Origin of the sequence: Intestinibacter sp. (assembly GCF_034113885.1) — a bacterium.
In the GTDB taxonomy this organism is placed as follows: Bacteria; Bacillota; Clostridia; order Peptostreptococcales; family Peptostreptococcaceae; genus Intestinibacter.
Genome location: NZ_JAXEWM010000255.1, coordinates 1 through 12,007 on the forward strand (window position 1 = coordinate 1; position 12,007 = coordinate 12,007).

At 31.1% G+C, this 12,007-nt stretch carries 13 protein-coding genes; all 13 read left to right on the forward strand.

The features are described from left to right. Positions 1-188 (forward strand): ATP cone domain-containing protein (locus SPD90_RS15135; protein WP_320925783.1); only part of this gene is annotated, 188 nt, incomplete at its 5' end. 1 nt (position 189) lies between these two features. Beyond that, the gene (pgeF, locus tag SPD90_RS15140) at positions 190-912 is read left to right on the forward strand and encodes a peptidoglycan editing factor PgeF (protein ID WP_320625244.1); all 723 of its coding nucleotides are present in this window, start codon (positions 190-192) and stop codon (positions 910-912) included. Between the two features lie 12 nt (positions 913-924). Then, on the forward strand, positions 925-1,608 hold the full coding sequence (locus SPD90_RS15145; RefSeq protein WP_320925784.1) for a response regulator transcription factor: 684 nt from the start codon (positions 925-927) through the stop codon (positions 1,606-1,608). A 44-nt stretch (positions 1,609-1,652) separates the two neighbouring features. Further along, positions 1,653-2,954, forward strand: coding sequence for an ATP-binding protein (locus SPD90_RS15150; RefSeq protein WP_320925785.1), 1,302 nt, complete (start codon positions 1,653-1,655; stop codon positions 2,952-2,954). Between the two features lie 116 nt (positions 2,955-3,070). Next, complete coding sequence (locus SPD90_RS15155) at positions 3,071-4,006, forward strand: YIEGIA family protein (RefSeq protein ID WP_320925786.1); 936 nt, start codon at positions 3,071-3,073, stop codon at positions 4,004-4,006. A 27-nt stretch (positions 4,007-4,033) separates the two neighbouring features. Further along, entirely contained in the window at positions 4,034-4,966 is a 933-nt protein-coding gene (locus SPD90_RS15160) for a YIEGIA family protein (RefSeq protein ID WP_320925787.1), read from the forward strand. Position 4,967: 1 nt separating this feature from the next. Beyond that, positions 4,968-5,165, forward strand: a complete 198-nt coding sequence (locus SPD90_RS15165; protein ID WP_320626651.1) for a capping complex subunit for YIEGIA — start codon at positions 4,968-4,970, stop codon at positions 5,163-5,165. Between the two features lie 88 nt (positions 5,166-5,253). Then, a complete protein-coding gene (locus tag SPD90_RS15170; RefSeq protein ID WP_320925788.1) occupies positions 5,254-6,579 on the forward strand; it encodes a DUF512 domain-containing protein in 1,326 nt (441 codons plus the stop codon). A gap of 13 nt (positions 6,580-6,592) precedes the next feature. Then, positions 6,593-7,921 (forward strand): ribosome biogenesis GTPase Der, encoded by a 1,329-nt coding sequence (gene der / locus SPD90_RS15175; RefSeq protein WP_320626649.1) that lies wholly within the window; start codon positions 6,593-6,595, stop codon positions 7,919-7,921. Between the two features lie 21 nt (positions 7,922-7,942). Continuing rightward, positions 7,943-8,548, forward strand: coding sequence for a glycerol-3-phosphate 1-O-acyltransferase PlsY (gene plsY / locus SPD90_RS15180; RefSeq protein WP_320626648.1), 606 nt, complete (start codon positions 7,943-7,945; stop codon positions 8,546-8,548). Between the two features lie 24 nt (positions 8,549-8,572). Beyond that, positions 8,573-9,598, forward strand: a complete 1,026-nt coding sequence (locus tag SPD90_RS15185) for an NAD(P)H-dependent glycerol-3-phosphate dehydrogenase (RefSeq protein ID WP_320626647.1) — start codon at positions 8,573-8,575, stop codon at positions 9,596-9,598. A gap of 147 nt (positions 9,599-9,745) precedes the next feature. Continuing rightward, the gene (gene spoIVA, locus SPD90_RS15190) at positions 9,746-11,221 is read left to right on the forward strand and encodes a stage IV sporulation protein A (RefSeq protein WP_320925790.1); all 1,476 of its coding nucleotides are present in this window, start codon (positions 9,746-9,748) and stop codon (positions 11,219-11,221) included. Positions 11,222-11,534: 313 nt separating this feature from the next. Next, positions 11,535-12,007, forward strand: a 473-nt coding sequence (locus tag SPD90_RS15195; RefSeq protein ID WP_320925789.1) for an alanine:cation symporter family protein, incomplete at its 3' end; no start/stop codon positions are given.

The window sequence follows — 12,007 nt, forward strand, 5'->3', positions numbered from 1 at the left end:
AAAATGAAATAAATAAAAATTATATAACAGAGATAAGCACTAACAAAATCGGCGAGATGGTTATGGACAAATTAAAGGATATAGATGAGGTATCATATGTTAGATTTGCATCTGTATATAGACAATTTAAAGACATAAATACTTTTGTAAGCGAACTAAAAAATATTTTGATGGAGAAAGGTGATTAATATGACACAAGCTGTAATAGATAGAAATGATTATTTAGAAATTAGTATGGAGGAATTAGATTTTGTTAAAATAGCCATTACAACTAGTAATATAGATGCAAAGAATAGAGATGATATAGAAAAGACATTTAAAGATATATTTACTTTAAAAAACTTAAGCAAAAACAAACAAATTCACTCTGATATAGTAAATAAAGTCGATAGAAATAATATCGGGCAAATAATCGATGGAGATGCTATTATAACAAATGAAAAAAATGTACCTCTTTTAATTTTAACAGCTGACTGTGTACCTGTTGTTTTAGTCGATACAAAAAATAAGGCTGTAGGGCTTGCACATGCTGGCTGGAGGGGAACATATGCTAAAATATGTGAAAAGACTCTAAAAGCTATGAATGATAATTACAATACAAATCCCGAAGATGTAATTGCAATTATAGGACCTTCTATAGGAAGCTGTTGCTATGAGGTTTCTCGTGATTTAGTTGAAAAATTTAACAAACTCGTTACAAATAGCGACGAAAAAATATATAAAATAAAAGGTGAAAAGTATTATCTTGATTTATGGAAAATTAATACATATATATTGAAAGAATTTGGAGTATTGGAGTCGAATATATTAAATATGAATATTTGCACTAGTTGTAACTGTGATAAATTCTTTTCCTATAGAAAACACGATAAGACAGAAAAGAGAATAGGAACCTTCATTGAAATAAAATAAGGGGGTAATATTATGAAGGAAAAAATATTAGTTATAGATGACGAAATGCATATAGTAGAGCTTTTGAAGTTCAATTTAGAAGTAAATGGATACAAGGTTGATTATTCACAGGATGGCTTTGAGGGATATCACAAGGCAAAAGAATTTAAACCTAATTTAATACTTTTAGATTGGATGTTACCTAATATAAGTGGAATGGAAGTACTAAAAAAGATAAGAAATGATCAAGAATTAAATGAGACACCTGTTATTATGTTGACAGCAAAGAATATGGAAAGAGATAAGGTAAAGGGTCTAGAAGAAGGTGCAGATGATTATATAACAAAACCATTTGGAATAAAGGAATTACTGGCTAGAATAAACTCTGTACTTAGAAGATATAATATAACTGCAAATAAGGTAGAGGATGTATTGAGTGTAAACGATTTAAAGATGGACTTGATAAAGCATGAGGTTACTAAAAAGGATCAAAAGATAGATTTGACAATTAAGGAATTTGATTTACTTAAATTGTTACTTCAAAATAGAGGAAAGGTTCTATCTAGAAATTTTTTATTGGATAAAGTATGGGGATATGAGTATTTTGGAGAGACAAGAACGGTAGATGTTCATATTAGATATTTAAGAAAAAAAATCGAAAACGATGGAGAAAAATACATAGAAACTATTAGAGGGATTGGATATAAAATTAATTAAATTTTTATACTGATAATTTAATTATAAAAGTTGAGGTAATATTTATGGATTCAAATTTGTATCAGTTAAATGAAGCATATTTCTTTGTGTTGCTTATTACAACGGCCTTAGCTATTTTGCTTGTAAGATATACAGTGACTCTGCGCAGGTACTTAAAGGAATTTACAATGGTTTCTAAAAAAGTAAGTAATAAGGAATTTCATACGAGATTAAATACATATGTAAAAGGTGAATTAGGAGAGCTATCTAAAAATTTCAATTATATGATTCAGATAATGGATAGCACAATTGAAGAGGTTGAATACAAGCACCTTCAATTGACGTCAATAGTAAAGAGTATATCTCATGGGATTTTGGCGATTGATATAAAGGGAAAAATTCTTCTTATAAATGATATAGCTAAAGAAATGTTAAAAAGCGATACAGAAATTAATTTAGAAGGCTTGAATTTTAAAAATGTTGTAAAAGATAAAAATATATTAGAGGTATTTCAAAAATACGTAGGAAGTACCCAAAATGAAGTAATTGAGTTAAATTTAAAAAATAATATAGTTTATAGAATAAAAATCGACCCTGTTTACCTCCAAGATTCAAAACATGCAATAATAGGATCTATTATAAATATTGAGGATATAACAGAAATTGTTAAATTGGAAAATATGAGAAGGGATTTTGTGGCAAATGTAAGCCACGAATTGAAGACACCGCTGACTTCTATTACAGGATTTGTAGAGACTTTAAAGATTAACGATGATATAGACAAAAATACTAGAAATCATTTTTTAGATATAATTGAAAAGGAATCAAATAGATTAAAAGGTCTAATTGAAGATATATTACTGCTTTCTTCAATTGAAAACGGTCAGGATTTATCTTATGAGGATGTAAAGCTATTTGACGTGTTTAAAGAAGTATACGAGATAACAGAGTATATAGCTTCATCTAAAAATATAACTGTCGATCACGATTTTGAAGATCAGGATGTACATATTTTAGGATTTAGAGATAATGTAAAACAAATATTTTTAAATTTAGTCGATAATGGTATAAAATATACACCTGAAAATGGAAGAATTGAAGTAAGACAGCATTACGATAGAAAAAATCAAAATATAGTAATAGAATTTAAAGACAATGGAATAGGAATACCAAAGGAATCTCTAGATAGAATATTTGAGAGATTTTACAGAGTCGATAAAGCCAGAAGTAGAGATATTGGAGGAACAGGCCTTGGTCTTGCCATTACAAAGCATATGGTAAAATCACTAGGCGGCAATATTACAGTTGAGAGTATTTTAGGAATTGGAAGTAATTTTATAGTTACAATCCCTATGGAAACAAAATAATAAATACAAATCGAAAATCTTATGTAAATAAATCTATGATATATAGAAATTTTACATAAGATTTTTTCTTTTGCGCAAAATAATTTTAAATAGAATTTTGTAAAGGAGAGTTTAAGATGACCGAGAGTGTATTAAATGAAGCTTTGTTTAGACATTCATTTATAGTAGCGGTATTATTAGGGACTTTGTGTAGGTTTTTAGTACTTAGAATAGACGATAAACAGTATCCTATGAGACCACAAGATTATATAGAGCAGATTATAATGGCTGGGCTTACTTCTTCATTAGGAGCTATTGCATTTCCAGCGCTTATGGATAAGGAGTTTGCAGCTCTTACATTTTTAGCAGTAGGAATTCAACAGTTTCAAGGCTTATCTCAGCAGGAAAAGATTACCTTGAATAATATCGATGATGATGAATTAGTTCCAAAAGGTGTAGCATATATAGAAGAAATATCTTCTACTTATGAGGTTAGGAGTTATGTCAGTTTATTTTCGGCTTTATTTGCATCTACAACTTATATATTGGTTTCGAAGAGATTTGATGCTAGTATATGGATTTGTACAGGAGCTGCAGTTTTAGCCGCTTTGATAGTGGGGCTGATATTTAGAAAGGTACTCAGAAGAAATAGTATAGGCGATATCGCCGATATAAAAGAAGCTCGAATTTATTTCGAGGGACCTATAATGAAGGTCAATGATGTTGTGATAACAAATATAGGACTTAAATCGACTAGAGATAAATTTTTAAAAAATGGAATTGCAATCGAAGTAGTTCCAAAGGACAGAAAGGATTTTGGCGTTGTAAACGATTTAGGACAGAGAGATGCAATTATACATAATATATTTATTCATACTGGTGTAGATAAGGATGTAGATGAACACGATATAGTCTCAACATCTAAAGTAGATTTAAAAACAAAAAGTGTATTGATTGTATTCATGCCGATTTTAAATGATATGGAGCTTATAAAAAAAGTTGCAGCGAGCACTCCTATATTAGAAGTATCGAAAGGAAAACAGAGCGATTATAAAAATTTAATAAAGCAGTAAAGCTTGATAAAATTTGAGAGGTGAAAAATGGACAAAGTTTTTTTTATAGGAATAATAATAGGAATAATAACTAGATTGATTATGCTAAATCTAGATCAAAAACAATACCCGACACAGCCTAATGTTTTGATTTCACAGCTTGTATTGGCTTTTGTAGCGTCCTCATTGGGAGCTTTGCTAGTTCCAGCGTTGATTGAGAGGTCTTATACATCGATTACATTTTTATCTCTAGCGGGAGAGCAGTTTAGACAAGTTAGAGAAAATAGAAGAGACACTTTAAGTGAATTAGAAAAAAAGCAACTAGTAAAGAGGGGTAATGCATTTATAGAAGAAATAGCTAAAACATACGAGGTCAGAAATTATATGTGTATAATAACCTCGTTTGCGACAGTTGGATTTTATTATTTGATTACTTCAGAATTCAATATATCTCAAAATATCGGATTGATAATTAGTACTGTAGTTGGGATTGCACTGGCATTTATTTTAAAAAGGGTTATGAGAAGAGATTCTATTGGAGATATAGCAGATGTAAAAATTGTAGATATAGGATTTGAAAATGAAAGCATCCTAAAAGTAGGTGATCTGAGTGGAATAACAAATGTTGGATTAAAAAAGGACAGGGATAGGTTTTTAAAATACGGTGTCGGAATAGAGATAATCCCCAAAGATAAAAGCTATATCAACGCTTCTATAATACAAAATCCAGGTCAAAGACAGACAATAGCTTATAACCTATACAGTAGATTGGGTATTTACAGACAAAAAAACGAACCTGTTTTTACTCCTTTGCCTAGGAGAAACCCTAAAAATGAAAGTCTTGTAATAGCTTACTTACCGATAGAAAAAGATGAGCAAGCTATTATAAACGTAATAAAATCATGTCCAATAATTTCAAGTGCTAAAGGTAAAAATTTAGCATTAAAAAATTATATAATAGGAGGAAAGGAAGGTCTATAATATGTCAAATATATCTATAAACGATTTTACATTGGCGGTAATAACTACAGATAGAAATATGAGCTTTACAGGAGGATGTCCTGTGTTTTATGCGAGTGACGACGATGACATGCAGGAGAAGGCGATGCTTATGGCAAAATGCGTAGATGGAGTAGTACATCAAATAGGAAAGGAGACTTTAATAGTCGTAAAACATTAAATTTTATGTATAGAAATTTAAGTATTTGACTAACTTAAAATTATACGATATGATAAAGTGATGTATTTTAAGAAAAGGGTGAAAGTTTATGGAAGTGAATGTAAAAAATAGCAATAACATAATAAGTAAGGTTTATAAAGACTCCATTGCCGAGGAAATCGGAATAGAAGTAGGAGATTTATTAATAGCTGTAAATGATCAAAAAGTTCACGATATTATAGAGTATAAATTTTTAATAAGCGACGAATATATAGAGTTAGAAATACAAAAAAGAGATGGAGAAGTCTATATATATGAAATAGAAAAGGATTTTGATGAAGAGTTAGGTATAGAGTTTGTAAACCCTATAATAGATAAGGCAAAAAGCTGCAGAAATAAATGTATATTTTGCTTTATAGACCAACTTCCAAAGGGAATGAGAAAAACCCTTTATTTCAAAGACGACGATTCAAGACTTTCTTTTTTACAAGGAAATTTCATAACTTTGACAAATATGAGTGAAGAAGATATACAAAATATAATAAAATATAGAATAAGTCCGATAAATATTTCAGTGCATACTACAAATCCAGAGCTTAGAGCAAAGATGATAAACAATAAGCATGCTGGAAAATTACTAGAAACTATGAAAAGGCTAGCAGATGCACAGATTGAAATGAACTGTCAGATAGTTTTATGTCCTAGATATAATGATAAAGAGGAATTAGATAGAACTTTAGTCGATTTATCTAGTTTATATCCATATGTAAACAGTGTTGCGATAGTTCCTGTAGGCGTTACAAGATACAGAGAAAATTTAGCAAAACTAGATATATTTAATTATGAAACAGCAAATCAAACTATAGATCAGGTACATCGATTACAAGATAAGTATTTAAAAGAATTAAATACTAGATTTGCGTTTTTATCAGATGAATTTTATATAATTGCAAAAAGACCGCTATTAAATTATGATGAATATGAAGGATTTTTACAATTTGAAGACGGTGTAGGTATGATTTGTAAGCAAGGTACAGAAATCGTCAGATATTTAGATACTTTAGAAGAAAATGACGATATCGAAAAAATCGTTTCAATAGCTACAGGAAGCTCGGCCTATGAATTTATATGCGATATGGCAGATAAAATAATGAAAAAATTTAAAAATATAAAGATAAACGTCTATAAAATAGTAAACGATTATTTCGGACATACTATTACGGTATCAGGGCTTATAACAGCAACAGACATTATAAAACAGTTAGATGGCGAGGATTTAGGAGAAGCGCTTTATATAACTAGATCTATGCTAAAGGGCGATGAAGAAGTATTTTTAGACGATATAACATTAGAACAGCTTGAACAAAAATTAAATGTAAAAGTCATACCTTGTGAAAACGAAGGAAAAATATTTGTAGATAAAATAATAAACTAGAAGGGAGAATAAAATGAGCGATAATAGACCAATTGTAGCAGTAGTTGGTAGACCGAATGTAGGAAAATCGACGCTGTTTAATAAATTAGCAGGAAAAAGAATATCAATAGTAGAAGATACACCGGGAGTTACAAGAGATAGAATATTTGCAGAGGTAGAATGGCTAAACAAATATTTTACTCTAATAGATACTGGTGGTATAGAAAAGGACAATGGAGATATAATAGTATCTCAAATGAGAAATCAAGCTATGCTAGCTGTAGATATGGCGCATATTATAATTTTTGTCGTAGATGGTAAGGCAGGTCTTACTGCGGCGGATAAAGAAGTAGCACAAATACTTAGAAAGACAAATAAACCAGTTTTACTAGCTGTAAATAAAATCGACAGTGTAAAACAAATGGACAATATATACGATTTCTACGAGCTAGGCTTAGGTAATCCATACCCAATATCAAGTGCAAATAGTATGGGTCTTGGGGATTTACTAGATGAGGTTGTAGAACAATTCCCTAAAGGATTAAACACTGAGTACGACGAAGATATAATTAGAGTAGCAATAACTGGTAAGCCAAATGCAGGTAAGAGTTCAATATTAAATAATCTTTTAGGTGAAAATAGAGTTATAGTAAGTCCAATTGCCGGTACTACAAGAGATGCTATAGATACATATTTTGAAAAGGATGGACAACAATATCTACTAATAGATACAGCAGGTATAAGAAGAAAAAGCAAGGTATACGAAAGAGTTGAGAAATTCAGTGTAATTAGAGCTATGAGTGCAGTTGAAAGAGCTGACGTGGTTTTAATAGTTATAGATGCGACAGAAGGTGTCACAGAGCAAGATACTAAGGTTGCAGGTATAGCTCATGATGAAGGTAAAGGATGTATATTCGTAATAAATAAATGGGATTTAGTACAAAAAGACAACAAAACATTAGGTAATTATACAAAAGATATAAGAGAAAAATTCCCATTCATGATGTACGCGCCTATTTTATTCGTTTCAGCGCTTACTAACAAGAGAATGGACAAGGTACTAGAAACTGTAAATACTGTAGCTAACGAACATGCAAAACGCGTTACTACATCTGCATTAAATGATGTTATAGGTGAGGCAGTTATGCTTAATCAACCACCATCAGATAAAGGTAAGAGACTTAAGATTTACTACGGTTCACAAACTGGAACTAAACCACCTAAGTTTACATTATTTATAAACGACAAAAAGCTTACTCACTTCTCTTATCAAAGATATCTTGAAAATAAAATAAGAGAAAATTTTGGATTTGAAGGGACTTCAATACAATTTGAATATAGAGAAAAACAAAGAAGAAAATAATATATATGTAGGGGGCCAGATATGTTAGTTTATTTAATTATAATAGTAGTTGCCTATCTTTTAGGTAATATATCAACATCATATATTATTGGTAAAAAGCTTGCAGGAGTGGATATAAGAACTCAAGGTTCTGGAAATGCAGGTTCTACAAATGTTCTCAGAACTATGGGTAAGAAGGCAGGCGCAATGACTTTTGGAGGAGATGTTTTAAAAGGATTAATAGCAGTAGGATTTGCTAGAATATTGGCTCATTACACTAATACTGATGAATTGACATGTGCTTATGTGGCAGTTGTATTTGTCGTAATGGGACATAATTGGCCAGCATTTTTAGGCTTTAAAGGTGGAAAAGGAGTTGCAACTTCTTTAGGAGCTATGTTGGGAATAAATCCAGTTTTAGCTCTTATCTGTCTAGCTGTTTTTATAGTAATAGTAGCAGTTACTAAGTACGTCTCTTTAGGTTCTGTTTTAGGTATTTGCATGTCTCCAATATTGATGTTTTTTGTTCACAATCCAAAGGGAATAGTAGTTACTTTATTTTTGTCAGCATCTGTAGTTTACACTCATAGAGCAAATATAAAACGTCTATTAAATGGAACTGAAAGAAAAATTGGTCAAAAAAAATAATAATTTATATTAGGTGGTGTCGTTATGGATAAAATGTGTGTAGTAGGTACAGGAAGCTGGGGAAGTGCTCTTGCACTGGCTCTTCGCAAAAATGGATATAAGGTAGATATGTGGACTAGAAATCAAAAACAAGCAGAGGAAATAAATACGACAAGGGAAAATTCTAAATTTTTACCAGGTGTGGTTTTTCCAGATGGGATAAAAATATCTACAGATTTAGAGAGTGTAATAAAAGATAGTAAAATAGTAGTATTGGCAGTTCCATCTCAAGCTGTGAGAAGTGTCAGCAGACAGATAAAGCCTTTTATCAAAAAAGAACAAATAATAGTCGATGTTGCGAAGGGACTTGAAAAAGGAACAGGACTTAGATTATCTCAAGTAGTCAAAGAGGAGCTACCAAATAACGAATATGTAACTTTATCTGGACCATCTCATGCAGAAGAGGTTTCTAGATATATGCCGACTACAATAGTTGCAGCATCACAAAACTTGAAAGTAGCTGAAATTGTACAGGAGGCATTTATGAATCCTACGCTTAGAGTATATACTAATCCAGATATAATAGGTGTCGAATTAGGTGGAGCTCTAAAAAATATAATAGCCTTTGGAGCAGGTATGTGTGATGGTTTAGGATATGGTGATAATACAAAGGCAGCTTTGATGACTAGAGGAATTACAGAAATAGGAAGATTAGGAGTTGCTATGGGAGCTAATGTTACAACATTTACGGGCTTATCTGGGATAGGTGATTTAATCGTTACTTGTACTAGTATGCACAGTAGAAATAGAAGAGCTGGTATACTTATGGGACAAGGTAAAAGCTTGGAAGAAACTCTAGATGAAGTACAAATGGTTGTAGAGGGTATTGTTGCTACAGAGGTTGCATATAAAGTCAGTAAAGAATTAAATATCGATATGCCTATTACTAATGCTATTTATTCAGTATTGTACCAAGGTGTGGATCCAAAGGAAGCTGTAAAAACTCTTATGACTAGAAATAAGAAAAATGAAATGGAAGAAGTAGTTAATCACGGTTTCGTACATAATTAATTTATATAAAAAGGTCGTATAGATTTTAATTAGAAGTTGAAATTTATACGACCTTTTTTGAGATCGTTAATTTATAGCTATTAATATTTTTGTTATAAAATTCAAAATCTCTCAATATACTTTAATAAGAAATGTATACAGGAGGGAATAACTATGAATATTTATGAGGATATAGCCAAGAGGACTCAAGGCGATATATATATAGGCGTCGTTGGACCTGTCAGAACCGGAAAATCAACATTTATAAGAAAATTTATGGAAACACTAGTTTTACCTAATATAGAAAATGACTTCAAAAGAGAGAGAACAAGAGACGAAATACCTCAAAGTGGTTCAGGTAAAACCATTATGACTGTAGAGCCAAAGTTTGTGCCAGCAGACGGTATAATAATAAAGCTCAGAGATTCTGTATCCCTAAAAGTTAGAATGGTTGATTGTGTGGGATACATAGTTGAAGGGGCATTAGGTCACGAGGAAAATGGTAAACAAAGATTAGTATCTACACCATGGTCAAAGGACGCCATGACATTTGAAGAGGCGGCAGAAATAGGAACAAAAAAAGTAATAAGAGATCATTCGACAATAGGGGTGGTTGTAATAACTGATGGATCTGTAACAGGAATAGAAAGAGGTAATTATATAGAGGCTGAAGAGAGAGTAATAAACGAGCTAAAGACAATAAAAAAACCATTTGTAGTAGTTTTAAATAGCCTAACTCCAAAGGAAGAAAAAACACAAGTCTTGAGAAAAGAATTAGAAGAAAAATACGAAGTACCTATATTGCCGGTAAATGTGGAGCAAATGGAGGAATCTGATATAGAGAATATATTAGAGACAGTTTTATACGATTTTCCTCTAAATGAGATAAGAATAAATATTTCAAAATGGGTAGAAGGTTTAGAAAAAGATCACTGGGTGAAACAAAGTATTATATCTACATTAAAGCAATGCATAGTAAATTTAGAAAAAATTAGAGACATAGATAAAATAGTAAAGGGATTTGAAGAACTGGAATTTTTAAAAGGTGTTACAGTAGATAGCGTAGAGCTAGGTGAAGGGATAATCAATATTGAGCTTGGAACAAAGCAAGAATTATTCTACAATGTTTTAGAAGAAAAAAGTGGATTTAAAATTGAAGAGGATTGTCAGCTGTTAAATTTAGTTACAAGTTTGTCTAAAATAAAGCAAGAGTACGACAAAATAGAAGTTGCCCTAAACGATGCTAAAAATTTCGGATATGGAGTAGTAGCGCCATCATTAAGTGAATTGAGCTTAGAAGAGCCGGAAATTATAAAGCAAGGAAAGCAATATGGTGTTAAATTAAAAGCAAATGCTCCATCTCTTCACATCATAAAAGCAGATATTTCGACAGAAGTTTCTCCAATAGTGGGCAACCAAAATCAGGGAGAGGAAATGGTTAAATATCTTTTAAACGAATTTGAACAAAATCCTAGTGAAATATGGGAGTCAAATATGTTTGGTAAGTCATTAAATGATCTAGTTAAAGAACAATTACAGAGTAAATTATATACTATGCCAGAAGAAATAAGATTTAAAATACAGAAAACTCTACAAAAGATTATAAATGAAGGTAGCAATAATATAATAACTATAATTCTATAAAATAAATGAAAATTCAATCAATTCATAAAATTCTTAATTGTTTTTTGTGAATTGGATTACAAAAAAAAGCTTTTTTAGTAATTTCCTTATGGTATTAAGGAAATTTTTTTTCGCCCTCAAAGTATTGAAATATAAAGGTTTTTTAGGAAAACGTTTCACTAAAATAGATAAAAGAGTAAGAAAAGTTAGAAAAATGGTAAAAAATGTAGTATAATCTTATTAAGAGATTTAAAAAAAATTATATGTATTGCACATGTTAATCAAAAAAAATCTCTTAGGTATATTATTTATTTTAATTTTTAGGAGGGGTTTTATGGAAAATATAGTAAACGCGGTCAATAATGTCGTGTGGAGTAACTGGTTAGTTTATTTATGCTTATTATCAGGGGTTTATTTCTCTCTAAGAACTAAATTCTCTCAAATAAGAAACCTAAAAACTATGATCAAATTACTTCTTAGTGGTGAAAAATCTGATGAAGGTATATCTTCTTTCCAAGGTTTCTGTACAGCATTAGCAGGTCGTATAGGTACTGGTAACATCGCCGGTGTTGCAACAGCAATAGCTTGGGGTGGTCCAGGGGCTTTATTCTGGATGTGGGCAATCGCTTTCCTTGGAGCTGGTTCAGCATTTGCAGAATCTACTTTAGGTCAGCTTTATAAAGAAGAACACGATGGACAATATCGTGGAGGTCCTGCATACTACATCGAAAAAGGATTTGGTGAAACAGGATTTGCAAAAGCTTATGGATTATTATTCGCAATAGTTACAGTAATAGCAATAGGTAT